This window comes from Paenibacillus chondroitinus NBRC 15376 (genome assembly GCF_004000765.1).
Classification (GTDB): Bacteria; Bacillota; Bacilli; order Paenibacillales; family NBRC-103111; genus Paenibacillus_E; species Paenibacillus_E chondroitinus.
Genome location: NZ_BILW01000048.1, coordinates 22,290 through 46,659 on the forward strand (window position 1 = coordinate 22,290; position 24,370 = coordinate 46,659).

Sequence of the window (24,370 nt, forward strand, 5' to 3'; positions counted from 1 at the left end):
CCCTTTGGCATCATTTAATGAGTTCTGTCGGGTTCATGCCGGTAAATTTCTTGAAAAGCGTGCTGAAATAAGGCACGTTTTTGTAGCCCACGCGCTCCGCCACTTCATAAACGAGCATGTTTCTTTCCAGCAGCAGTTCTCTGGCTTTTTCAATACGCACACGCGTTAAGTAGGTATTGAACGTTTCTCCGGTCATGTTTTTGAAAATAATTGACAGATGATTCCGCGAGATATACACCTTATCCGACAAGTCGGCAAGCGTCATGTCATCCGCGTAATGCTCATGAATATATTGTGTCATAAAATCGACGGCTTGTCTGTGTTTGCTGTTCCCTTTCCACTGTCTGCTGTTGAAAATAACCGATATTTTGGCCGTAAGCCATTCCCTTAATTGCCCCGGTAACGTCAATCCGACCATTTCTTTCACAATCTGATCGTTCGGAAAAATATCATCAAGCACCATGCCGACCTCATAGAGGCAATAGGCAAAAATCCCCCATAGCTCGCCCGCCAGCATTTGTACATAGTCCGGTGTTATCCCTTTTTGTTCTTTTAACTGATCGATATACTGCGCCACAAGCTGCTGTGCCTGCGATTCCTGTGAAGCCTTCATTGCACCGGCTAATTCAAAATAAAACTTGGCCGGCCGCATCACCAGCGTCCCCTGATCTTTTCGCATTTCCTCGCTATACACGAACAAATCATAAGCCGAATCCACACGACGGTTCCGCAAATCGATCGCTCGAAACGCTTCCTCCGTCGAATCCGGCATTTCCGTCCAAGCTTCTTTGGTGCCTCCGATGCCGACGCGAATGACCAGCTTCAAATAGCTTTTGATGCAATCGATGAGCGTGATCCCCAGCTTGCTGAGCTTCTGCTCCAGCTCTTGCTGCGAACTGTCCGCTTGGGGATGAAGGATAAGCACAGCCCTCGTTCCATGAAGCTCTACATATTCAATGGCCGGAAACGTTTCGCGCGCCACCTCGCAGACGATATTGCTAATCGCGAAACGGAACAAGCTCCAATCCGGCAGCGACAGGTCCGATGTTCGAACATCTCGAATCAGGTCAATGCCGATGACCACATGCTTGCTCTCACACCAGAATCGGTAAGGCTTCGGCAGCCGATCCTCATTCCGATAGGAGCTGTCCAGAGTTCCGGCAACCGCAGACTTGACCCACTCTTTTTCAATAAAAGGCTCGTACAGCATTAATTTCTGTTGAAGCTCGTCCTGCTTAATCCGCTTCTCTTCTTCTTCCATCAGCTCTCCGATGGCTTTGCCAAGAATCGTTTTTAACGTTGGGACACTAATCGGCTTGGATAAATAATCACTTACATTGCACCGAAGCGCCTGCCTCGCATGCTCAAAATCCGAGTATCCGCTCAAAATAATAAATTTCCCGCCATAACCTTCTTTTCTTAGCTGCTCAATCATATCAAGGCCATTCATGACCGGCATATAGATATCCGTAATGACAATATCCGGGGCAGCCGTTCGAATGAGCTCCAGTCCGTCCTGCCCGTTGAGCGCTTCGCCAACCCAATCAGCGTCAAGCTCATCCCAAGGGATCGCTCGTTTCATCCCTTGAAGAACCTGGCGTTCATCGTCAATGATCGCAATCTTCCACACAACGCCTGCCTCCTTACCTTCAACCTTTATTCGATGATAATTGCTATGTCATATAACATCGGCCCGGAACAAGCTTTTGTTCCAGGCTTCATTATTCCTATTTGATCACTTATCTTTATACTATCAATACAAGCCCATCTTTGAAATGAGAGGATTGAACGATTTATTTTAAAATACAACGAACTACTCCGCTTTCTCTATCTGATCCTTCACGGGCGGCTGAACCAGACGGGGCAGCACGATGACGACACGGGTTCCTCCTTCTGGCCGTTCCTGCAGCGTAATGCCATATTCACCGCCAAAATATCCCGCAATTCGTTCTCTGACGTTCCGAATACCATAACCGCCTGTATGGCGTTTGTGCTTCTTTTCCGCCACTTGCTGGAGCCCGATGCCATCGTCATCAATGATAATCTGAATATGATTCGGAGTATCCTGCAATAGAATCTGAATATGACCCTGTCTGCGTGAGTTAAAGCCATGAACAATCGCATTTTCCACAAAAGGCTGCAATGTCAGTTTCGGGATGAACAGCTTGCGGATGTCCGGGGACGCCTCGATGCCATACTCAAGCCCCGTTCGCCACCTCAGCTGCTGAATTTCCAAATAACACTCGATGTGCATAAGCTCCTCGCCGATCGTAATAAAGCTGTCCCCGTTCGAGAGGCCAATCCGAAACATACGTCCCATGAGCTCCAAAATACGGCTAATCTCATCCTGCCCCGCTTCGATCGCCATCCAATTCAGCTGATCCAGCGTATTGTAGAGGAAGTGCGGGTTAATATTCGCCTGCAGCGCCTCAATTTCCGCCTTGCGCTGCTGCTCGTATCTTCGCTGCAAGGAGAGATACAACTCCTCGATCCGCTCATTTTGTTTGCGGTATCCAGCGAACAAGTAGCCGAACTCATTTTGATAATCGACTGGGAGCTCCACATTATTGCCGCCTACCGAATAAACGCCCATTGCGTTCACGAGTTTCTTGATGGGCTTCGTAAACTGGCGGCTCAAGAAGTGCGTCAAAATCAGCGTCAGCAGGACAGCCGCAATACCAATGATGCCGATGACTTCGGCCAATCTGATACTGCCTGCGGTAATTTGCTGCCAAGGCGTGATTTCAACCAGCGTCCAGTTAGAATCGAGTAACTTTGAGTAAACCAAAAGGGAATCGCCCGCTTCGCTGCTGCCTTTGGTGCGCACGTAACCCGACTGCTTCTGTTTCACACCGCTTTCCATCCATTTGGACAATTCGGTATGATCAGGGATCTGACCAATCTTTAGAAACTGCTCTCCCCGCGAGTCAATCATGATCCGGTTCGCTTCCGAAGAATGACCCGCCAGCAAACTTCTAATCTGATCCGCTTTCACGTGGATGACCAGCACACCTAAGTATTTGTCGTCATACATAATTTTTCTGGCAAAGCTCAGGACCGGCACATCGCCTTGAAAACTGGGAATAAAATGCTCGATCGACCATGTAAAATCATTGCCTGTCAACAGCGTTGACCATGACTGCTTATCCAAATCCGCCATGTCCCGGAACTGGATGTAGCTCTTCGCGTCGCCCTCTAACGGTCGGTTCATATACAAATCAATGCCTTGGATAAGTGGAATGGAATACGTCAAGTTCGCAAGCGCTTTCTCAACCCCGATTGATCTACGATAACGATCGAACTCATCTTGCTTATTAACCAGGAAGGTGATGAGCTCGTTGTCGCGCGATGTAGACAAAGAGATTTGCTCGATGGTAACAAGCCTTGTCGTGATTTCGTTATTCAGCTCATCCAGCAGCTTCTGTTGGTATTGAAACGTCGTTTGGGCAAGCTCTTTGGACGAAATGCTATAACTGGCCCATACGCTGCAAGCCAATACAACAATAATAAATCCGGCAAAACTGCGGAAAAACAGGTGATCGATTCTAAACTTTTTAAAAGGATTCGTCATGCGGTCTTCGCTCCCATTAAGTATCCGATTAGGCGAAAGAAACGGTAAAACAACGAAACTGCTTCGCCGCTTTACCGTTCTATGGATTCCTTATTTGTTTTTCATCTTATCCTTTAATGCCCGACGTTGCAATCCCTTCGACAAAGTACTTCTGCAGGAACATGAAGACAAGTGTCGCAGGCATAATCGAAACAAGCGACATCGCCAGCAGCTGGCCCCACTCTTGGCCGGACTGGGAATCATTAATCATGCGAAGAGCCAAACCGACTGTATATTTATCGACCGAGTTAATATAGAGCAGATGCCCTAAGAAATCGTCCCAATTCCAAAGGAAGCAGAAAATCATGACCGTAACAATTGCCGGTTTCGTAAGCGGCATAACAATTCGCCAGTAAATACCGAACCAGGAGCAGCCGTCTATTTTCGCCGATTCATCCAGTTCTTTCGGAATGCCGCGTACGAATTGGATGAGCAGGAAGACGAAGAATGTTCCACCAGCGCCACTGGCGAGCAAATGAGGCACAATAAACGGCAGGTACGTGTTCACCCAACCCAACTGATGGAACATCGCATACTGCGGAATAATGAGCACTTGTCCCGGAAGCATCAACGTGACCATAAGCAGCGAGAACCAGAAGGTTTTGAGCGGGAAATTCAGACGGCCGAAACCGAACGCGACAAGCGTGCTGGAAAGCAAAGTTACGGCAAGAACGGCAATTTCTAATCCGAACGTGTTGAGATAAAAATCAGTGAACGAATGTCCCGGAACCGAATTCCAACCTTTTACAAAATTGCTCCATTGCGGCGAGGCCGGAAATAAGTTCGGCGAACTTAATTCACTATTGGATTTAAGGGATGCGCCGATCCACCAAAGGACCGGATAAGCCATCAATAAACTGAAGGCAATCATGAATAAGTGACGGACAGCTTGACTCCATTTGATCGTCATTTGCTCTTTTTACCTCCTGCATCGGTTTCGTAGAATACCCAGTATTTGGAGGTGCCCGCAATAATAGCCGCTACGATAACAATCATAATGAGCATGATCCAGGCCAGTGCAGAAGAATACCCCAATTGGTATCGGCTGAAGGCCCTCTCGTATAAGTACATGGCATAGACGTAAGTCGAGTTCATTGGACCGCCGTTTGTGATGACATAAGCCGAGGTGAACATTTGAAATGCGTTAATAACACCCATAATCAAGTTGAAATATAAAGTTGGGGAAAGCATCGGCAGTGTAATTTTGAAAAACTGCACAAATCGGTTCGCTCCGTCCACGCCTGAAGCTTCATACAGATCACTTGGAATTTGTTTTAGTCCCGCTAAGAAAATAACCATCGAGGATCCGAATTGCCATACGGTTAATAAAATAAGCGTCCACAAGGCCGTGCTAGGATTAGTAATCCAGCCAATGCCTTGAATGCCGAACTTCGCGAGGATTTCATTGAAAATACCATCGACGCCGAAAATATTCCGCCAAAGCAAGGATACCGCGATACTGCCCCCAATCAGGGATGGGAAATAAATCGCCGTACGGTAAGCCGAGATTCCTCTCATGGCTTTGTTCAGCAGTAAAGCGACTAATAGAGCCGCAGCCAGCTTCAGTGGTACGGAGGCCAGCACGTAGAAGAATGTGATTTTGACGGATTGCAGAAACTTCGCGTCTGCCGTGAAGATTCTCTCATAGTTATGAAGTCCGACCCAACTAATAGGTTCCATCAGCGTGTAGTCAGTGAAGGAGTAGTACAACGATAAAAACATGGGATACGCGGTAAGCCCGAAGAATCCGAGCAGCCACGGTAAAATAAATAAATATCCCGCAATTGGCGCGTCCCAGCGACTTAGGAAAGAACGGCGTTTCTTCGTGCTCGCAGCGGCTTTCACGGCAACGGCTGTGGAACGATTCATGTAAGTTCACCTCTGCATTAGTCTGATTACTTGTATATCTCAAGTATAAAGGCTTATCTCCAGGTACTAAATGAGAGGAATCCTCGAATTCTTTTAAAATATCCCGAAAAGAGGGGGGATGGCGTCGTATCTCCCTGAAATAACGCCGATAACTCCTGCTAATTCCCACCTTGCTGTTAAGCCCCAGTAACCACATTCTGAGTTAAGTTGGTCGACGATACCACCCTTGAGGAACTACAGGCCGCTATTCTAGACAATTCAAACCGTTTCCGCGTTCAAGCGGAACTACAGGGCTTTATTTGAGCGCCTCATCCCGTTTTCTTTAAGAAAACGGACAAATAGCGACCCACAGTTCCGCTCCGAGCGAAAAAGAGCCTATTTCGATGAAATAGCGCCTTGTAGTTCCCTCCAGGGAACCACCGTCCAAGCGATAGCAGCAAATTTCATGGGGTGGAGTGCTCAGCACAAAGAAATTGGGGGTAAGCTTTGCTTATTCCAGAACCAGTCTGCGCATAAAAAAAGAAGCAGCCAAATACGCTGCTCCTTAACTAATCTCAATAAATCTTTCTTCCCAGCGCATCCGCAATACCGCTTTTCCGGTAGAAATACGTGTTGATCATATCGCGCCATTCTTGTGCATGCGTCGCCTGCTCCGCGAGGCGATCCGCTACTTGCTTATGCACCAGCTCGCCAACGCTTCCTTCCAGGCTAGCCCACTTAGCCACCAGCTGCTCAGCCCGCTCCACGCCTTCAAAATGCGTGTTATAAATATGCTGAATCACGGTTTGGCCCGAGTGCAGCACATGCGTATACGGCACGTGATGGAAAAACAGCAGCAGCTCATCCGGACAGTTTTCAACCGACTCATAGGTCTCGTAGTTCTTGCCCTTGTACTGCGCAGCATACCCCGTCCCTGCCGCCTTCGTCCGGTCGACGCCGATGCCATGACAATCCGCAAAGTGGTACGTCCCCCACTTCGAATACTCATAGCCGTCTACGTTCGGGCCGTAATGATGGTCTGGATTCACCATCCAGCCCACGCCGAGCGGCGACGTATACGCTTCATAAATGCTCCATGAGTCCATGAGCATCCCCATAACAACGCTCACCAGCTTCTCGTCCCCGCCAAGCGCCATGCGAATCCACTCCTCCGCGATCTCTTCCGCGGACAGCTCCGGATTCCACGCCAAACGGCCGTAGCCATACAGGTTCGCTTGCGCCAACAAATGGCCTGTCCAATTAGTATCGTTTCCGATATTGGAGACGGCGGCAAAACCGCTAAATCGATTGCCATAGAGAGAACCATCGACAATACGTTTAATACTGGAGCCGTCACCTTTGGCGTAAGTCTCGAAATCAAGGACTTCTTTCCATTGTGGCACGAGGTAGCACAAATGGCGCTGCTGACCGGTATATTCCTGTGTAATCTGGAATTCGATCATTTGATTTGTCGCCTCCATGGCGCCAATCAGCGGAGAAACAGGCTCCCGCACTTGGAAATCCATCGGGCCATTTTTCACCTGCAGAATGACATTATCCATGAATCTACCATCCAGCGGTTTAAAATGATCATACGCCGCCCGCGCCCGATCGGTCGCCCGGTCACGCCAATCCTGCTTGCAGTTATAGACGAAGCAGCGCCAAATCACAATGCCGCCGTAAGGCTTAAGCGCCTCCGCCAGCATATTCGAGCCGTCCGCATGATCGCGGTCATACGTAAACGGCCCTGGGCGATTCTCCGAATCCGCCTTCACCAGGAAGCCGCCGAAATCCGGAATCGCGGCGTACACTTCAGCTGCTTTAACACGCCACCATTCGCGTACAGCAGGATCAAGCGGATCGGCCGTCGATAGGCCGCCAATTTCAAGCGGGCTGGCATAGTTGACGCTCAAGAACAGCTTGATGCCGTACGAACGGAACACGCCAGCTACCCTAGCAACATCCGGCAGGTACTCTTCGGTCAAGAACTTCGTTTCCCAGTGATGAACGTTGACATTGTTGATTGAAATCGCATTGAGCCCCGAAGAAGCCAGCAATCTTGCATAATCGCGAACGCGTGTCAGATCCGTTGTGATGCGGTTATTTTCAAAAAATATCGACTTCCCTGCGTAGCCCCGTTCAATACTACCATCGATATTATCCCATTGATTTATCATGCGCAGCATGTTCACTGGATTTTCAATTATATCTAACTTGTTCACGGATTGATGAGTGCTAATAAGTCGAAGCAGATGAAAGACCCCATACAAAACCCCGGAGGCCGACGAAGCACCGATAACCAGACTTCCGCTCGCTTGATCCGTTTTGATCGCAAACCCTTCAGCTTTAATAGCTGATCGAGTCCCTTCGTCAAAAGTGCGATCTACCAGCGCATTACCGCCGCCGAATGTACCCAGCGCAAACACAACTTTGTCTTCGCCATTTCCAGAGACAGCAAGCTCCTTGCCCAGCATCTTGCTGATACCGCGGGACAGTTCTTGGACAGCTGTTTGAATCGCTTCTTCCTTTTCCGTACAAACAATTCCGCTGTATCCGGCATACTGTTCAACCTGGTTCAGCGCAATTGGGTGGTATTCAAGCCAAGCCTGGTAGCCGGTTTGTTGTGTTGTTGTATCGCTCATGAGAAAAATCTTCCTCTCCCTGTCATGATTATTCTAGTATTTAGTGATTACATCACTTGAAAAACCTGCTCTTCCGCAATGAAATGTACGGGCAGACTCGGATATAACGCCGCCAACATCTCCGCCAAATATTTCATACCTGGCTCTTCGCTTTCCGCATGTCCGAGTGCAATGAAAGCTTTCTTCCTGCCTTGGTGCACAGCGTCACGCACATATTCCGGCGTTTCCCATTCGGGACCTTCCCCGGCGATGATCACATCCACCTCTTCCTGAAAGAGAGGAATGGCCATGCCTCCCCCGCCTCTATATCCCGCAAGCAGTCCGATGCGCGTACAAATCATTGACCCGTCACCGACAACTCGCACAAAGGAGATACCCAGCTTATTTTTCACATAAAGAGCAAGCTCCTGTACCGTCATTGGCGGAACCGTCAGCAGCGAAGCCGCAGGTCTATTTTCCGTTACAAACGGCGCCCATTCTAAGCTCTGAATTAAGCCCGTCATGATACCATCCGGCCGATATCGATGCCAATAATCGTGGAACCGGAAAATCGCAATCCCGGAATCCTCGATCAGCTTTCGTTTCGCTTGATAAACCGGATCATCTACGAGATGCCCAATCTGGTCATGATGATGATAAAAGTTGCCTTCATGCGTAATGAGCAAATTCACACCTTTTTCAATGGCCTTTTGAATAACATCATGGGTTGCCATGAACGTCGCAGCAATACCCTTTACTTCCATCGAGGGGTCACCCGACTTCAGCGTATCCACCGTTACCTCCAGCCGTCCAACCGGCTCGATTAACTGATTCAGGACATCTTGAACGCGAATCGCCATAACCATCAGTCCCTTTCTCTCCCGAGTTATACAGTAAACAAACAAGAGCCGGGACAGGCATGTCCCGGACTCGTTTTCGCCTTATTTTTCGTAGGCTTGTGCCGCCACTTTCAGTTGTTGGAAAGCTTGCTCCGGCGTCGATTTTCCGAAGCTCAGTTGATCGCGAACAAGCGGCCAATCCTTATCGATATAGTTCGTCCAGCCTTTCACGCCTGGATTCCAGGTTTGGCCGTCTTTCTCGGTTGCGTGCAGGAGCGCAGATCCGATTTTATCAACATCGCTCATGCTGGACTCCAAGGATGCGGCAATGTCTTTGTTAACCGGCAAACCGCGTACGGTTGTCAAAATTTTGGCAGCTTCCGGATCGTTGACGAACCAATCCACGAATTTCTTCGCCTCTTCCGCTTTTTTCGATGTTGCGGAAACACCCAAGTACAAGGATGGTTTCAACCAACCGCCCGCTTCAACCGTACGAGGCATGGTAACAAGGGCATAAGCGCCCTTTTTCAAGCTATCCCAAGAGCCATAGTTGCTGGAAAAGCCCATGCGGAACAAAATTTTACCGTTAACCATCAAATCCATTTTCGGATCAAACTCTTTGTCCGAGGAGTTCACATCCGCAGGAGGTACGATGCCATTTTTACGCATCTCATCAAAATTACGCGTCCACTCTAAGAAAGTAGCCTGATCCACATTGAATTTCCCCGTTTCCGATACGACCATGCCTTTGCCTTTTGCATATTGGAAGGCGGAGTAAGCGAAATAATCACCGGCATAATCCTTCGTGAAGTATTGACCTTCCGGAAGCTTCGTTTTTGCTTCTTTCGCAAGCGCAAAGAAATTATCCCATGACCAGCCGTTTTCCGGAGCTTTCAAACCAAGCTTGTCCATAGCAGCTTTATCGTAGATCATCCCGTAGGCCACTGAACCTAAAGGCATCGCATACTGCTTGCCTCCAGCTTGTCCACCAGACAATACTTTCGTATCGATTTTGCTCACATCAACACCTGTCAGCGGAGCCAATTGATTGCGTCCCGCCCAATCGGAAATCCAACCTGGATCAAGCTGCATAATATCCGGCGCATTATTCGCAGCCGCTTGCGTAGACAGCTTGTCCAAGTACCCGTCAATACCGGAATACTCAGGCTCAAAAGTAACGTTAGGATGCTTTTCCGTATACAATTTCAATGCAGCGAGTGTCGCTTCATGGCGAACCGTAGCCCCCCACCACATAATGCGTAATTTCACCGGCTCATTCGAAGCCGCCGCGGTTGTTGCTGTCGCTGTGCCTTGTGTATCTGCCTTGCTATTTGTATTGCCGCCGTTTGCACAGGCTACTAGAGATCCGGCCAACGCGGTCGCTAACACAACGCCTAGAGAACGCTTCCATTTAATCATCGTTTGTAATCCCCCTACTTTGTCAGTGATGTTTTGCTTACATTTATAGTACCAATAGTGGATTAGGCTTTATATAAGAGAGATGCACGAATTATTTTAAATTTGCCCGATATTGATCACCATTATAGGCATCCTCCAATACTTATGCAAAGTTTAACATAATACCTTCGAGTAAATAAAAGGAATTCAAGTTCAAATGTGGAATAAGGTAGTTATCCATGTAATGAAACGATTAAACTCAAATTGTCCAGGAGGCTGTTTAACATGAGATCAACGGGGATTGTAAGGAAAGTTGACGAGTTAGGGCGCATCGTTTTGCCGATTGAACTTCGGAGAACGCTGCACATTGATATTGGTGACGCCATTGAAGTCTATGTCGATCCGGAACGTATCACCTTGAAAAAGTATATGCCCGCATGTGTATTCTGCGGTAATTTCGAGGATATGACCTATTTCAAAGGGAAAATGGTTTGTAGCTCCTGCGTTGAAGAAATCAATTAATAAAAGCCTCTGTCCGCTGGCTGACTGTCGTCAGCTGCTGCGGTGCAGAGGCTTTTTTATTTATTTCACGTTGACGACCACTTGATTCGGGCGGTAAACAGCTAACAATACGCCTTCCCGATCTGTCGCGAACATGACGGTACGCTCCGACTCAAGCTCAAAGACATAGCTTCGGCCAGTGCGTGGATCTTTTACTTCGATCAATGTATCTACGCTGTATTCCGACACGAAAATATACAATGAACCTTGGGCAAAGCTCAGCTTGCGCCCGTAAACCCCCGGCAGTTGCCCGCCTTTCACCCACGTCATTTCCTCTGATACGCCGGCTTCCGCCAAAGCATAGCTGTACAACGCTTCTATACTTTCACCGCGTTCATTTAATTCAACCGGCAGCGGACACCAGATGAGCTGTCCTTTGCCAATCGCATAACGGCGGGTGGTTCCGTGCCCAGAGCTCCATCCGCTATGCTCATCATCACCTTCAGAGAGCGCGATCTCTTTGTTCACTTGCGAAATCCGGGCACCGCCGAAGGAGACTGGGTACTGGCTGCCGTTCAAGACCATCATTTCTTCCCGCAAAATGTTGCTCAGCAACGTCTCGCCCACCACGTCCGTCAGACGCGATACCGGTGTCCAGTATTCATTCAGTCCAAGCGGCCCTGTGAATAAAAGCGTTCCGCCATGCGTGCGCACATGCTGAGTGAGCTTTTCCAACGCTTCATCGCTGAAATTATGAGCACTAGGTACAATAATCAGCTTGGGAGGATTTTGTTCCAAAGCATCCAATTGATACTCACCCATGCCACGGAAAGGCACATTCATTGAATACGCCAACGTACGAGTAAGCTTGGAAGTGGCTTCGCCAGCTAATCTTCGGGTTGAAAAATCATTGGAGTAAGGGAAAATAGCCACAACTTCCTCCAACTGACGGTCTACGAACAAATCTCGAATACCGCCCATAAAAGCGCCAAAATCATACGAAACATCCGCTTCCGGTTTCTCCGTGCCATCTGCACGCAGCGCACCGATGTGCGATTCATTAATATTGTTCATATAAAAGTTAATATTCCAAATCCACTGCACAGCGCCCGCCCCACCGGTCGAAAAGGCATAGGCATACTTGCGCTCCAGAATATTCCGCAGCTCATATTCTGAACGTTTTGCCCGTCCATCAGCTGTTTCTATATACATAATGCCGGTTTCCTGAATCAGGCTCGGCTTATCCGGCGCTTTGGAGAAAATACCGTCCCACACTAACTGATCCATTAACCACCACGTATGAACCGTCGTATAGTCCACTGCTTCCGCATAGAAAAATGGTGATGGACGCAGTGCACCAAGTCCCTCATCCTGACCGACCGTTGCCAAATGAGCAGGATTGATGCTGCGAATGGTCGCAATTAACTCCTGAGCCCAGCGATTATGCATATCCATCGTAAAATACGTATAATCCAGCCATGGTCCGCCTTTTTTCTCCAGCATTTCAGTCGTCTTCATGTTCATTTCCGAAACATCGGGGAGTTTTGCGCTCTGAAAATCGGGCAGTTCCATTGGCGTCATATTCCAACGCTCCTGCAGCTTGCGAATATCGCCGTGACGGTTCTCCAGCCATGCTGTGAACGCTGCTTTCTCAAATTTGTCCTGAGCGGATTGCGGCCCGGAAAATGGCTTATTCGGGTTAAACATGGACGGCTCATTGATCAGATCCCAATGGACATTCGTTGTTTCTTTATGGCGCGACACGACGGCCGAAATAAATCGCTTCTGAGCTTCCACGCTGCGCGGATCCAGATACGGATTGACACCCTCCCACATCTCCGGTGTAAAGGCGAAGAAATTAAACGTGACATCAATGTTGTGCTTTTTACAAGTCAAAATGAAAGCATCAATAGCACGCAGCACTTCCTCGTAGGGATGGCCATCAACGAACATAACTTGGCGCCATGCGGACCAAATCCCTGTGCGCAGCAGGTTAATCCCTGCTTTGACCATTTGTGCGATATCCTTGTCCCAAACCGATACGTTAGGCAGAAAAAGAAATTTCCGCGCCACATCGCTCGTCATATAGGTCATGCCAACGATCGGCAGCGGACGTCCATCTTTGATGAAATAGTCGCGATCGCAGGAAAGCGGTGTTCCTTCGCGCAGCAATTCCGCATCATATCCCCAGAAACCCTGCTGGTAGATGCGCGTCTCTCCTGTATTGGCAACGGCTGTACATACCGCCGAATAATAACCAGGCTCCAGATCGACCTGCACATTCATTTTTTTATAAGTCAGCTCGCGGGATGCATCCATTTGAACAGAAGTTGACCATAACGGCTCCGAAACGCCGTCTTTCTTCACTTGAACATCGAATGTCCACGACGTATTAGCCGAGGCAGCTGCTTCGCGATTGGCAAGCGTTTGCAATTGAATGGTCAATGCCGCTCGGTCACCAGGATCGTAACAGGCGTAGTTCGGCTTGAACCAAATTTCGGTTCCCCCCCGCGCCGTAAAGGCAGCCAAGTCCCTCAGCACTTCCGCTCCCCCTTGTGTCCAGAAGGCATCATCCGTTACCAAGTTTGCGAAAATCCAGCGTCCGCCTGCAAAATCACCCTTCGTGTTCTCCAGCAGCACGATTGGCGCCGCAACTTCACGGCCCTCCGAAGAAATTCCTTTCAGCAGCGGCAAAAAATGGGCGTCCATCGGCCCGCTCGAGCCAATCTGACCCGGATGATCATCCGCGCGAGTTACGTGAAGCGCAAGACCAACCGTTGGCTGCACTTGAAACAGCGCTTCTTTGCCGGCTAGCAAAGGCAGATCCGCATGAGCCGCATAACGGGCAATCGGCGCAGGATCGACAGGAAGCACCTCGTGAATCTGCAAAAGCTGGTGGTAGCCGGTTTGCTCTGCTTCCGCCGTCCATCCCTCGCTGCTTGGATAAACCGGTACTCGAAATGGCGCGCTCCCGATATGAAGCAGCCCTTTCCCTCTGCGAACATGAGACATCACCGCTTCCCAAGCTGCTTTTGGAAAATACCGCCCATGAAGATGAAGGAAATTGTCAGCCGTCCCTTGCAGCAAAACTTCCGGTAACTCCTCAGCGCCAACAATGCGACCCAATTGTGCCAATGCATCTAGACTGCGGCTGTCCGGCCGTGTGCCTTCATAAGGAAACGCTGCATCATAAAAAATTATACAGTTACCCATTTTAAAACCTCCCGTTGTGTTTCGTATTTCATTATTCGTTATTTTTGTTAGGCTAACATCTAATTCGACACCCCTACTGTAATCATTTTCACTCTTAACGTCAATTCATTTTTATACATAAACTTCCTTGTAGATTGACAATATATCTTTCTTAGCCGACAATAGGTTTTGTTAGTTTTGTTATGTGAATTATGATTTTAATTAAGTAGGTGCATTCATTGAGCAAAAAAGTTTCCATGCAGCAAATAGCAGATCGGCTAGGACTGTCTAAATATACCGTGTCCCAAGCGTTATCCGGAAAATCAGGTGTAAGCGAGGAGAACCGGCTGCGTATTCAAGAAATGGCGAAAGCCATGGGATACCTCATCCAATCAGCAGCGCAGACCCCTGGAAGCCTGAATAATGAACCGATGAGCGCGAACGGGCAAACGCCTTACATTCTGGTTTGGATTCAGGCCATTTATCAGCAGGATAATCCCTTCTGGGGAAAAGTTCTCGCGGGGATCGGGGCAGCCAGCAAAGATCTGGGCTTCGAGCATCTGATCATCCCTGTTCCGGCTCATCATAACGAACAGCTGCAGATTCCTTCGTATGTGAATCCTGATCACTGCGCGGGCCATCTTCTGGCAGGAACTTTTCCTACCCTTTCGGTCATCTCACTCCAACAAACCGGGATTCCGCTCGTATTAATTGACCATTCCGAACCTCTGGTGGATGTGGATTGCGTTCTCAACAATAATTTGGACTCGGGTAAAATGGCCTGTCAACGCCTTCTCGCCACCGGCTTGAAACGGCTTGTTTTTGTCGGCGATGATCAATTTGCCATCAGCTTCAAGGAGCGCTTCTGGGGCTGCCGAATGGCCATGGAAGATTTGAGCAAACCGGACGAGGACTACTCGTTAAAGAAATGGAGTATTCCCTACCAGAGTCGTCAGGTTCTCCAATACCTGGAGCGCAAAGTGTCGGCACTTTCACCTGAAAGCCTGCCCGAAGGCATGATTTGTGCTAACGATCAAATCGCGCTGGAGCTGATTCCCCTTCTTAAGCGCCATGGCATCGATGTTCCGGGTCAGGTTAAGGTCATCGGGATTGATAACATTGATGCCTCCGCCTATGCGCATCCGCCTCTTAGCACCATTGAGCTTGCGAAAGAATCGCTTGGCATTCGGGCAGTGGAAACTCTCCTGTACCGGCTTAAACACCCGGGCAGGCAAGCAGAGAAAATCATCCTCTCGTCCCGTTTCATCGCGCGAGATTCCGGTTAAATGAGAAAAAGAAAAAGGCCTATAGCATGGCTCCAAGAGCCGCTATATGCCTTTTTCTGTATTAAAAGAGCCTACAATCGAGAGAGTAGGACGGATACGAGCATGCCTGCAATCGCGATCCAAAATAAATAGGAACGAATCACACGTTTTAAGCTCTTATCTTGACGCTCCATGACCGCCTTCTTGCGGGCGGAACTGGAATTCGTCTCCTCATCCAACTCATCTGTCACTTGCGTGCGCCAGTTCACGAATTGAAACCCGATACCGCTGACCACAACGGAAATCATCAGTAAAATCAAAGAACCCATAAATAGTTTGTCCGAAATGGACTGCATCATCGATCTAACCTTTCTGTCGTTGCCTCATTTGCCTTCCTAATTATACTGCAAATGCAGCCCCGAATGCACACAAAAGCCCCAATCCGTGAATGATATACGGATTGGGGCATGCTAAACTTAACAATTATAGCGTTTTGTCGCCGGGTTTCCAGTTCGCCGGGCAAAGTCCTCCGGCTTGAAGCGCTTGAAGCACACGCAGCGTCTCGTCTACCGAACGTCCAACGTTCATGTCTGTCACGACTTGGTAGCGAAGCACGCCTTCAGGGTCGATAATGAACAACCCGCGGTGAGCCGCACCTGTTTCATCGTCCAGAACGCCATAAGCGCGTGCTGTTTCTTTGGAGAAATCGCTGACGAGCGGGAATTTCACGGGACCGATACCGCTTTGATCGCGCGGCGTTTGTGTCCAGGCTCTATGCGTGTACACGCTATCCACGGATGCACCTACGATTTCACAGTCCAAGTCAAGGAACTCTTCATAGTTGTCGCTGAAAGCCGTAATTTCCGTTGGACATACGTAAGTGAAATCGAAAGGCCAGAAGAAGAATACTAACCACTTGCCTCTGTAGTCCTCAAGAGAAATTTTTTCTTCTAAAGTTTCCATGTTTTTCGTGGACAAGAGTGAAAAGCTTGGTGCTGGCAGTCCTATTTTAGCAAAAGATGGGGATGGTTGTGCGGTTAATTGTGTCATGGTTCTCTCTCCTCTTTATCTATCTATTTTATGTGGATTGTGGATTAAACAGTTACTTCAGCCAAAGCCTTTTTGAGCTTGGTCACATTGAGACCTAGAATTTTGTGTTCGCCAATCACCGTTACCGGCAGTGACATCATGCCCATATCATGAAGCTCTTGGCCATATTGGTCATTGAGATCAATATTTCTTTCTTCATAGGCCACTTGCTGATCGGTTAAGTATTTTTTTAACTGCTGGCAATAAGGGCAATTCGTGCTGGAATAAACAATGACATTAGACATATGATTTCATCTCCTAATAGGTTGTAAGATTATTTATATTGCGGGATCAATTGAGCCCGTTTATTAATAAATTTATCAACGGCCATGGCCGCAATCGCTCCATCCGCAGCTGCAACGACTGCTTGCTTAACAGGTGTGCGTCTAACTTCGCCTGCGCCAAAAACGCCTGGAACCGATGATTGCATCGAGCTGTCGAGAATCATAAAACCCTCTTCATCCAGCGGCACTTGGCCCTGCAGGAAGTCTGTCCCCGGTTTGCTGCCGGATAAGAAGACGAAAACGCCGTCCACTTCAAGCACTTCCTCCGTACCAACACCTGTGCGAATGCGAAGCCCTTCTACCTTATTGGTGCCAAGCACTTCAAGCGGTTTGGCTTTGTAGAGGATGTCCGTACCCGGTATTTCCGGTGTATGATGAACGCCTTGCAATTCAGGGCGCGGCACCACGAAGTGGATTTTTTCCGCAAATTTGCTCAGTGCCTGAGCTTCTTCCAGCGCTTCTTCCGAATCACCGATGACTGCGACCGTTTTCCCCTCAAAAAAAGCTCCGTCACACGTTGCACAAGTACTCACGCCACGCCCAAGCAGATTCTCCTCACCAGGAAGCATACGGTTGCGTCCTTTCGACCCCGTCGCAATGATAATCGATTTGCCTTCATACATACCGTCCGCCGTAAACACGACTTTCGTCTCATCTTCCACATCTACAGCCGTAATTGTCGTTTGAATAAATTCAGCGCCGAAGCCTTTTGCCTGCTCCCGCATCGTATCCAGCAGTTCCTTGCCAGACAAGGCCCCAATGACCCCTGGGTAATTGGCAATTTTGTGCGTGATGGCCAATGCTCCCGTGTTCGGCGCCTTATCAATCACCAGCGTCTTCAAGTTTCCTCTAGCTGTATAGATGGCAGCTGAAGCTCCTGCCGGTCCTGCTCCAATAATAATGACATCGTACATTGCGCTGCACCCTTTCTATCCGTTCCACTGCTTGTCCACTGATAATAGATATCATATAATAATTATTATAAATAAATATAGATGAAAGTCAATACTTTTTGATAATAATTATAAATAAGGAGATAGGAAGTACAACGACAAGAAAACAGCCCCCTTAGCGACAAGAGAGTCCCTACAATCATTTACTTCATCAGCTTCTCTTGATTGATGGTATCGAAGTAAGCTTGGATGTCGACGTCAACCAACCAATTGCCTTTGCGGTTGCACGCCTTTCGGATACGGTAAGCGCCTGCTTTGCGCTTCGCATTGGCCTGAAACCAAACGAGGCTTCCTGAAAATCCGTTTCAAAGATCGGTTCTACGACCAGTCTCCTTGTCGATGGATCGGTGAAGTGCGGGCTGAGTAACGGCTCTTATAAGTTCTGGCTAATTTTAAAAAACTGCCGTTCTAAAGGCGACAACTCGTAATTTGTTCGAGTAACTAAAAACTTATCAATGTACCGATATTCCTGCGGAAGCTCCATGAAATCTGTAACTCCAAACTCTCTGACATTGGTTTTGGAAATAAGAGCGATGCCCATGCCTAGGCTAGCAAGTCGGAGCAGCGTTTCCAATACACCGACCTCTGATTTAGAAGCCAGATGAATGCCGTGAGCCGAGTAAATGCGCTGCAGAATTGAGGCGTACAAGCAATTTTTGGACAGGATAAGCATTCTTTCGCTTTGCAAACATTGGGCCAGACTTGCTGTAGTCTTGACTCTTTTGCCGACCAGAACCAGTTCTTCACTGCCGATTGGCCAGTAATGGAGCTGCTGCAAGTCCGATTTGCCAAAGGTATAGGCCAGGTCAATATTGCCTTCGATCAACTCTTCCTCCATCTTTTCAGTGGAACCGGTTATGAGCGTAACCGACATGTTGGGGTATTTTTCGTATAAATCGGAAAATGCTTTTGTGATATTTTCGCTGATCACGGATTGCATGATACCTAAACGCAGCTTTAACTCCCGGTGATTCATTTCCTGCTCGGTCTCTTCCCACAGCAGCAGCAGTTTTTTATACTGCCGATACAGCTTTTCTCCCTCAGGTGTCAATTCCATTCCGCGAGTGCTTCGAAAAAACAGTTGCTTCTGGTAATGGTTTTCGATCTTTTTTATTTTTGCCGTCATGTTGGACTGCAAATGATTCATGTTCGAAGCTGCTGCAGAAACACTTTTCAGCTCGGCAACGGTAACAAATGCTATCATATTTTCAATATCCATAGTCATCCCTCTATCAAAAAAAATGATATCTCTATCTCAAATATACATTATTCATGACGGGGTTTCTACACTATATTATGGATATGCGGACGGTTTGCTTCGCCGCTTTTAAGTAGATCCGAACAGGAGGCATACAAGATGAACGGTTCCATTATTAAGACTGGAATTATCGGAGCGTCGCTTAATAATCACTGGGCAAGCCAAACGCACGTTCCTGCACTTCAGATGAGCAACAAGCACCGCATAACGGCGGTTGCCACATCCAAAATGGAAAGTGCTTTGGAAAGTGCCGCTGCTTTGGGTGGGGTTCAAGCTTTTACAAACCTAAACGAATTATGCGAAAGCCCAGAGGTGGACCTGGTTGTCGTCAGCATCAAGGTTCCTTTTCATTATGAGGCTGTCAAAGCAGCTATTGGAGCAGGCAAACACATTTACTGCGAATGGCCGCTGACAGTAACTGCGACTCAAGCCGAAGAATTGGCGGTGCTTGCCGATCAAGCCGGCATTCATCATGCCGTCGGTCTTCAGGCCAGACAATCCACAGTCATCCAAGACATCAAGCAGCGGATCGAATACGGTGAGCTTGGCCGGGTTTTGTCCTGCAATATGCGCTTATCGACCACCAGGGGGAGTGTTACGAGCCGTGACAGTTCCTATCTGTTAAAGGAGGAAAACGGCGCAACGCTTCTAGCCATCAATGGCGGACACTCGCTGGACGTGCTTTGCCGCCTGCTTGGGGACTTTAAGGAGCTGTCGGCTATTATGATCTGCAATTACAATGAGGCGGTGGTGTTGGAATCAGGTGAAAAGGTTGCCAAAGACGCAGCCGACCAAATCATGGTTGAGGGGATGTTAAGCAGCGGTGCCTCCGCGTCAGTCCATATTCAGGGCGGAACTTATCCCGGTTTTCAATTGGATATTTACGGAGAGAAAGGTATGCTTCAATTGAAGCAGCAGCATTCTGTCGGCCATGTACAGTTTGGCAACCTGCAGGTGTACCAAACATTGTATGCTTCTGGCATCCCGGCAGCGCATGACGACAAGCACTTCACGGCATTTCCTGAAGAGGAAGAATCAATGAAGTTTCTTGTTTCGAAGGCGCAAGAGCGTTTTGCCGCGGATATTCTTGGCGGTACTTTTCTTTCGCCCAGCTTCCACGACGCGGCCCGCTTGCATAGGCTGCTGGAAACCATCAAGCTCGCGGCTGCTACTGGCATTAGACAGAAGCTATAAGCTTTGACAGATGGCCATTTCTTACACCTAATTTTTCTACGTCACATGTGATAAAGTTCTGCTTAACCCTCATATCGGCGAATAGTAAAAAGGCACCCGATTGTGGCCCGATCGGGTGCCTTTTGGTGACTCATAAACGCCTCTTAAATGATCACTACTTCATAAATTTCGAGAAGTTTTATTCATTATATTTTTTACGACTTCTTGTGCTCTTTAATGATCTTTATCATGCTCTTTCCTGTTGCAGCTATGGCTTCTTCCGCCGAACGCGGTGTCCATCCAAGTAAACGTTTGGCCTTTTGATTGCTAGTTGACATATCTTGTCCCAGGAGTGTTGCTATCATTCTTAAGTTTGGTTTGAAGATCGAGATCGCACGAACCATAATATTTGGAAGTTCACCTTTTGGCGCGTTTTTAGCGTCTTCGCCAAAATGTTTTCTTAAAATATTCGCAATATCCAACATCGACAACGTCTCTGCGCTAGAGGCGATGAAACGCTCTCCATTTGCTTCGGGACGCAACATGGCCAAAAGATGCAAATCGGCAACATCACGAACATCTACATAATCGGAATAAATTTTAGGGACATACTTTTGATTTCTTTCCAGCATCTGACGAATGCTACTGTTTGAATGAGAATAATCATTGCCTAAGATCGGTCCCATCACGCCAACTGGATTTACCGTTGCCAGTTCTAAACCGTTTCCTTCTTGGCGAATAAATTCCCAGGCCGCCTTTTCGGCAATGGTTTTGGATTTTTGATAGGGATGAATGTTCACGTCCGTATTCGACCAATCTTTTTCGGTGAAAGGTCCTTTATGATTCTTGTGGCCCACGCCAATCGCTCCGAAAGCGGAGGTTAAAACAACTCGTTTGACTCCCGCATCACGCGCGGCTCTTAGCACGCGCAAAACGCCATCGCGTGCGGGTTGAATCATTTCATTCTCGTCTTTATACACTTTATTGGGCGTCGGGGAAGCAACATGAATGACATATTCCGCTCCTTTAACAGCATCGCCCCAATTATGATCATTAGATAAATCCGCTTGAATAAACGACAGGCCTTCAAAACAGGTAACTCCACCTGACCTTAGCATATCTCTTACTTCATCTTGTCTACTCATGGTACGAAGCGATGCCCGAACACTATAACCTTGCTCGAGTAATTTCAACATAATATGAACCGCGATAAATCCTGAACCGCCGGTCACAAGAACTAAGGGCTTGTTACGCTCCGCCATCGTGAATGCTCCTCTCATTGACGTTACACTTGTAACAGTTGTACACTATTTTAAAGCTGAATATTCTCTAAAACAAGTGGAAGACAAACATCTGTGACAAAATGGAGGAAGTGTAATGGCAGCGACGGAACACGCCCAAAACATAAAGAAAGACACTAAAGAATGGATTGCTTTTGCGTTGCTCGAGCTTTTAAAGACCAATCGACTGTCAAAACTAACCGTTTCAGAAGTCGTCAAAAAAGCCGGCGTCAGTCGAATGGGATTCTATAGAAATTTTGAAAACCTTGAACAAGTATTGAAGGAATACTACGAACCTAAATTCGCGGATATATTTAATAAAATCGCCATTCAAAAAAGCCATGAACAGAAAATAGCCGATCTAACGAGCTTTTTTCTTGACCTTTCCAAGGATTTTCACATGGCGATCGAAGGCGATTATATCGGGCTGTTTTATCAAATTTTCAAATCTCACGTTGCTCAGCTTTATGATGAGATTATTCCCTTTCCGGACTGGACGGGAGCTAAACGAAACTACTGGATAGACTTTATGAGTGCAGGCGTTTTTGAAATTTGGGTGATGTGGATTAAAAATGGGCAAAAAGAATCCATTGTAGAAATCTCGACGCTTATTCGGTTATTTCATAAATAAAATTTAGGAGAAACCCATCAATATGAAAATCCCGGACGATGGGTACATTCCAAAAATTCCATTTCATTTTACTTCGCAAATATTTTAACCCTTGTACCATCTGGATATTTTTCTAATTGATTTGAGATCCATGAGCCTGCTCCCCTATTGTCTTCGGGGGTGACATACATGATATCCGCACCTGTTCCACCTTCCGCACACATAGCCATAGGGAATTCATCGCGGTCAAATCCTTTCTTTGTGGGAATTCCTTTCAATGACTTTTTACGATTCTCTTCAGCGCCTTTTCGATCAATCGTACAGATATTCGTCTTACCATGCTCTTCTGCTGATTTGATGTGTGCTGCTGTTTCAGGGTAGCGCTCAGCTGGAAGAACAATGGTCAATGCAACACTGTCCGTTTGCGAAACATTACTATCAAATGGTTGAGTTAAGCTATAGTATGAAATGCCAATGAATACGATGATGCCTAATAACACAAGATACTTCTTCTTAATGCTGGTTCAGCCCTTCCAATCAAAGATTCATTTCTTGTTTCCTAGTTCATTCAATTAAATCTGCTTCTTTTAGGAGCATCATAACATAAATATTCAAAAGCTACATATCAATCTTCAAACCCTCGATTACCCACCATTTTTTCCGTTTTGCATCTAATTTGGCGGACCTCGATTATTTTTAGCAGGATCGGTATAAAGAAGTTTAGGTAATAGTGTGCTATTTTTATAAACTTGATGCAATTGTTCGACCAAAATTGAAAAGGCTGCCGATTCGATTACTATCGGCAGCCTTTTCTTGTTTTTTAGCTATAGCAGGAACACTTTCCCAAAAACAATGCCAAGCGTTTATTTACGAATAATTCCTTTATCCGTCGCTGCTTTAAGCCATAATGGAAATTCATTTAGTAGCTGATTATATAGAATCTCATCGGAAACGGAAGCAATATCCTTGATATGAATAAAATTAGCATTGTCTACGATTCGGCCTTCCATCGTATCTAGTTTCTTGAGGACCTCGAAGTCAGAATCTCCGATTCCAACAAACTGCCAAAACAACGGCTTGAGAGAGGCTTCAACTATTACTTTTTTAATCGACTTTAGAACTCCTCCATCATTGATAAAGATAATGAAAGCCGGAATAGATGAATCCTTTTCAATCGTATATTTACGAATTACGTCTTCCATTACAGGTGGCTCGTTATTACGACCAAACTTATGTATATTATTATTATTTAAAATATTTCTTACCACATATTGATCAAAATCTCTCTCAGTTGCTGCATTCAGTCGACTGAATTCGTTATCATAAATCCAAATATCCAAAGTCGCATTATCATCAAACTTACATGCAACTGCCAATATCCGTTCGACGACCTCCTGAACTGTTCCGTTCTTGTATAATGGTTGCATAGATCCCGAAATGTCTAGCACTAAGCCAACTCTAGCTGCAACATGACTCATTTTTTTCTTTTCTAATGTTATCTGAACGATCTTCTTCCGTAGATCAATTGAGGAAAAGACTGGTTTCTCCTCAATTTTAATAATTTCCTGCGAATCTTCCTTCTCGACTACAAGGCCGAAATTTGTGCATAACGCTTCTAATCCACCAAAAAATCCGCTACCTATCGCGTTAAATTTCCATTCTCCATTATACCTATATAACTCCCCAACGACTATTGCTGTTTCTTTCAACAAATCTGATCCATATTCATAACAAAATAGTTCTTCGTTACGCTCGGCATCTATTAGTTTTACATACATATTTGAGACATCCTTCATGCTATATCCGTACTTCTCACCTTCGTGAATAGTTAGAGAGAACGCAATTTTTGTAGCACTATCTGGAAGTTTTGATAGACATATTTTTATTGCCTCTTTGTCTACCCCGCCTACTTGAATATGAGTTATTGCACCACCTAACGCGTTCGGATTCGCATAAAAAATAAAGTCTTCATCCTTTTCGCATCGGTTATTATTCGATAATATAAAACAGGAGGCGTCTATGCTCAATCTGGAATCTGAAAGCCACCCGAATTGCAAGCTTATATTCGATAGGTTTTTACCCTTTGTAACATCTATTTTTTGTCCTTTTGACAGAAGCATTCATATATCCCCTTAGTAGTGTTCGACGATAACATTACAGTTGACATTCTTTTAGTACTTGATTCATAAACAAAAGATTACCTTTTCAATCTCATAGATTTTTTAAAATCTGGATATATCGTTTGTATTTTATCACTTTTTTGAAATTATTTACAACCAAATGAGTTACTTAAATCTTATAGACAACTTTTTAAAACAATGCAAAAGGATTTCTTTTTATTAAACATTACTGCCCGTAAACGGAACGACAAAAGGAGCAGCTGCCAAGATGGCAAACTGCTCCCTGAACTCTAAAAAAATAGACCTCACTTTTATAGTGAGATCTTTTT

Annotated in this window: 20 protein-coding genes and 1 pseudogene; 4 read left to right on the forward strand and 17 right to left on the reverse strand. The window is 46.7% G+C overall.

The window, feature by feature from the left end; genetic code table 11:
- Positions 1–10 precede the first annotated feature (10 nt).
- The 7 genes from PCH02S_RS30675 to PCH02S_RS30705 form a co-directional block, all read right to left on the reverse strand.
- A complete protein-coding gene (locus PCH02S_RS30675) occupies positions 11–1,630 on the reverse strand; it encodes a response regulator transcription factor (protein WP_127457904.1) in 1,620 nt (539 codons plus the stop codon).
- Positions 1,631–1,813: 183 nt separating this feature from the next.
- The gene (locus PCH02S_RS30680) at positions 1,814–3,571 is read right to left on the reverse strand and encodes a cache domain-containing sensor histidine kinase (RefSeq protein ID WP_127457905.1); all 1,758 of its coding nucleotides are present in this window, start codon (positions 3,569–3,571) and stop codon (positions 1,814–1,816) included.
- A 106-nt stretch (positions 3,572–3,677) separates the two neighbouring features.
- Positions 3,678–4,520 (reverse strand): carbohydrate ABC transporter permease, encoded by an 843-nt coding sequence (locus PCH02S_RS30685; protein ID WP_127457906.1) that lies wholly within the window; start codon positions 4,518–4,520, stop codon positions 3,678–3,680.
- Complete coding sequence (locus PCH02S_RS30690; protein ID WP_127457907.1) at positions 4,517–5,479, reverse strand: carbohydrate ABC transporter permease; 963 nt, start codon at positions 5,477–5,479, stop codon at positions 4,517–4,519. The genes PCH02S_RS30685 and PCH02S_RS30690 overlap by 4 nt, the downstream gene beginning before the upstream one ends.
- Positions 5,480–6,033: 554 nt before the next feature.
- Positions 6,034–8,100, reverse strand: coding sequence for an alpha-glucuronidase family glycosyl hydrolase (locus PCH02S_RS30695; RefSeq protein WP_127457908.1), 2,067 nt, complete (start codon positions 8,098–8,100; stop codon positions 6,034–6,036).
- A 47-nt stretch (positions 8,101–8,147) separates the two neighbouring features.
- The gene (locus tag PCH02S_RS30700) at positions 8,148–8,939 is read right to left on the reverse strand and encodes a Nif3-like dinuclear metal center hexameric protein (RefSeq protein WP_127457923.1); all 792 of its coding nucleotides are present in this window, start codon (positions 8,937–8,939) and stop codon (positions 8,148–8,150) included.
- An 81-nt stretch (positions 8,940–9,020) separates the two neighbouring features.
- The gene (locus tag PCH02S_RS30705; RefSeq protein ID WP_127457909.1) at positions 9,021–10,337 is read right to left on the reverse strand and encodes an ABC transporter substrate-binding protein; all 1,317 of its coding nucleotides are present in this window, start codon (positions 10,335–10,337) and stop codon (positions 9,021–9,023) included.
- Between the two features lie 264 nt (positions 10,338–10,601).
- Between PCH02S_RS30705 and PCH02S_RS30710 the strand changes: the two genes are divergently transcribed.
- Positions 10,602–10,838 carry an AbrB/MazE/SpoVT family DNA-binding domain-containing protein gene (locus PCH02S_RS30710; protein ID WP_127457910.1) on the forward strand — a complete coding sequence of 79 codons (237 nt, stop codon included), beginning with the start codon at positions 10,602–10,604 and terminating at the stop codon, positions 10,836–10,838.
- Positions 10,839–10,898: 60 nt separating this feature from the next.
- Here the strand turns inward: PCH02S_RS30710 and PCH02S_RS30715 are convergent, their stop codons facing one another.
- On the reverse strand, positions 10,899–14,030 hold the full coding sequence (locus tag PCH02S_RS30715; RefSeq protein WP_127457911.1) for an alpha-amylase family protein: 3,132 nt from the start codon (positions 14,028–14,030) through the stop codon (positions 10,899–10,901).
- A 209-nt stretch (positions 14,031–14,239) separates the two neighbouring features.
- Between PCH02S_RS30715 and PCH02S_RS30720 the strand changes: the two genes are divergently transcribed.
- The gene (locus tag PCH02S_RS30720; protein WP_246069318.1) at positions 14,240–15,295 is read left to right on the forward strand and encodes a LacI family DNA-binding transcriptional regulator; all 1,056 of its coding nucleotides are present in this window, start codon (positions 14,240–14,242) and stop codon (positions 15,293–15,295) included.
- Between the two features lie 71 nt (positions 15,296–15,366).
- Here PCH02S_RS30720 and PCH02S_RS30725 read toward each other — a convergent pair whose 3' ends face one another.
- The 5 genes from PCH02S_RS30725 to PCH02S_RS30750 form a co-directional block, all read right to left on the reverse strand.
- Positions 15,367–15,633, reverse strand: a complete 267-nt coding sequence (locus tag PCH02S_RS30725) for a hypothetical protein (protein ID WP_127457913.1) — start codon at positions 15,631–15,633, stop codon at positions 15,367–15,369.
- A gap of 124 nt (positions 15,634–15,757) precedes the next feature.
- On the reverse strand, positions 15,758–16,324 hold the full coding sequence (locus PCH02S_RS30730; protein ID WP_127457914.1) for a peroxiredoxin: 567 nt from the start codon (positions 16,322–16,324) through the stop codon (positions 15,758–15,760).
- 44 nt (positions 16,325–16,368) lie between these two features.
- The gene (locus PCH02S_RS30735; protein WP_127457915.1) at positions 16,369–16,608 is read right to left on the reverse strand and encodes a glutaredoxin family protein; all 240 of its coding nucleotides are present in this window, start codon (positions 16,606–16,608) and stop codon (positions 16,369–16,371) included.
- Between the two features lie 29 nt (positions 16,609–16,637).
- Positions 16,638–17,561: an NAD(P)/FAD-dependent oxidoreductase gene (locus tag PCH02S_RS30740; RefSeq protein ID WP_127457916.1), complete on the reverse strand. Its 924-nt coding sequence runs from the start codon at positions 17,559–17,561 to the stop codon at positions 16,638–16,640.
- Between the two features lie 412 nt (positions 17,562–17,973).
- Positions 17,974–18,819, reverse strand: coding sequence for a LysR family transcriptional regulator (locus PCH02S_RS30750; protein ID WP_127457917.1), 846 nt, complete (start codon positions 18,817–18,819; stop codon positions 17,974–17,976).
- A 138-nt stretch (positions 18,820–18,957) separates the two neighbouring features.
- Here PCH02S_RS30750 and PCH02S_RS30755 point away from each other — a divergent pair, with 138 nt between their 5' ends.
- A complete protein-coding gene (locus PCH02S_RS30755) occupies positions 18,958–20,052 on the forward strand; it encodes a Gfo/Idh/MocA family protein (RefSeq protein WP_127457918.1) in 1,095 nt (364 codons plus the stop codon).
- A gap of 194 nt (positions 20,053–20,246) precedes the next feature.
- Here the strand turns inward: PCH02S_RS30755 and PCH02S_RS30760 are convergent, their stop codons facing one another.
- On the reverse strand, positions 20,247–21,293 hold the full coding sequence (locus tag PCH02S_RS30760) for an SDR family oxidoreductase (protein WP_127457919.1): 1,047 nt from the start codon (positions 21,291–21,293) through the stop codon (positions 20,247–20,249).
- Positions 21,294–21,408: 115 nt separating this feature from the next.
- Here PCH02S_RS30760 and PCH02S_RS30765 point away from each other — a divergent pair, with 115 nt between their 5' ends.
- Complete coding sequence (locus PCH02S_RS30765) at positions 21,409–21,942, forward strand: TetR/AcrR family transcriptional regulator (RefSeq protein ID WP_127457920.1); 534 nt, start codon at positions 21,409–21,411, stop codon at positions 21,940–21,942.
- Between the two features lie 68 nt (positions 21,943–22,010).
- Here the strand turns inward: PCH02S_RS30765 and PCH02S_RS30770 are convergent, their stop codons facing one another.
- From PCH02S_RS30770 to PCH02S_RS36550, 3 genes and pseudogenes are all read right to left on the reverse strand, one after another.
- The gene (locus PCH02S_RS30770) at positions 22,011–22,391 is read right to left on the reverse strand and encodes a NucA/NucB deoxyribonuclease domain-containing protein (protein ID WP_407670147.1); all 381 of its coding nucleotides are present in this window, start codon (positions 22,389–22,391) and stop codon (positions 22,011–22,013) included.
- A 393-nt stretch (positions 22,392–22,784) separates the two neighbouring features.
- The gene (locus tag PCH02S_RS36545) at positions 22,785–23,399 is read right to left on the reverse strand and encodes a vWA domain-containing protein (RefSeq protein WP_246069323.1); all 615 of its coding nucleotides are present in this window, start codon (positions 23,397–23,399) and stop codon (positions 22,785–22,787) included.
- 129 nt (positions 23,400–23,528) lie between these two features.
- Positions 23,529–24,041 (reverse strand): annotated as a pseudogene (locus tag PCH02S_RS36550) (TerD family protein); the annotation flags it as partial.
- Positions 24,042–24,370: the final 329 nt, after the last annotated feature.

Coding starts and splice junctions, on each gene's coding strand:
- PCH02S_RS30680 (WP_127457905.1), bottom strand. CDS start 3,571: ATGACGAATCCTTTTAAAAAGTTTAGAATCGATCACCTGTTTTTCCGC.
- PCH02S_RS30685 (WP_127457906.1), bottom strand. CDS start 4,520: ATGACGATCAAATGGAGTCAAGCTGTCCGTCACTTATTCATGATTGCC.
- PCH02S_RS30690 (WP_127457907.1), bottom strand. CDS start 5,479: ATGAATCGTTCCACAGCCGTTGCCGTGAAAGCCGCTGCGAGCACGAAG.
- PCH02S_RS30695 (WP_127457908.1), bottom strand. CDS start 8,100: ATGAGCGATACAACAACACAACAAACCGGCTACCAGGCTTGGCTTGAA.
- PCH02S_RS30700 (WP_127457923.1), bottom strand. CDS start 8,939: ATGGCGATTCGCGTTCAAGATGTCCTGAATCAGTTAATCGAGCCGGTT.
- PCH02S_RS30705 (WP_127457909.1), bottom strand. CDS start 10,337: ATGATTAAATGGAAGCGTTCTCTAGGCGTTGTGTTAGCGACCGCGTTG.
- PCH02S_RS30710 (WP_127457910.1), top strand. CDS start 10,602: ATGAGATCAACGGGGATTGTAAGGAAAGTTGACGAGTTAGGGCGCATC.
- PCH02S_RS30715 (WP_127457911.1), bottom strand. CDS start 14,030: ATGGGTAACTGTATAATTTTTTATGATGCAGCGTTTCCTTATGAAGGC.
- PCH02S_RS30725 (WP_127457913.1), bottom strand. CDS start 15,633: ATGATGCAGTCCATTTCGGACAAACTATTTATGGGTTCTTTGATTTTA.
- PCH02S_RS30730 (WP_127457914.1), bottom strand. CDS start 16,324: ATGACACAATTAACCGCACAACCATCCCCATCTTTTGCTAAAATAGGA.
- PCH02S_RS30735 (WP_127457915.1), bottom strand. CDS start 16,608: ATGTCTAATGTCATTGTTTATTCCAGCACGAATTGCCCTTATTGCCAG.
- PCH02S_RS30740 (WP_127457916.1), bottom strand. CDS start 17,561: ATGTACGATGTCATTATTATTGGAGCAGGACCGGCAGGAGCTTCAGCT.
- PCH02S_RS30750 (WP_127457917.1), bottom strand. CDS start 18,819: ATGGATATTGAAAATATGATAGCATTTGTTACCGTTGCCGAGCTGAAA.
- PCH02S_RS30755 (WP_127457918.1), top strand. CDS start 18,958: ATGAACGGTTCCATTATTAAGACTGGAATTATCGGAGCGTCGCTTAAT.
- PCH02S_RS30760 (WP_127457919.1), bottom strand. CDS start 21,293: ATGGCGGAGCGTAACAAGCCCTTAGTTCTTGTGACCGGCGGTTCAGGA.
- PCH02S_RS30765 (WP_127457920.1), top strand. CDS start 21,409: ATGGCAGCGACGGAACACGCCCAAAACATAAAGAAAGACACTAAAGAA.
- PCH02S_RS36545 (WP_246069323.1), bottom strand. CDS start 23,399: ATGAGTCATGTTGCAGCTAGAGTTGGCTTAGTGCTAGACATTTCGGGA.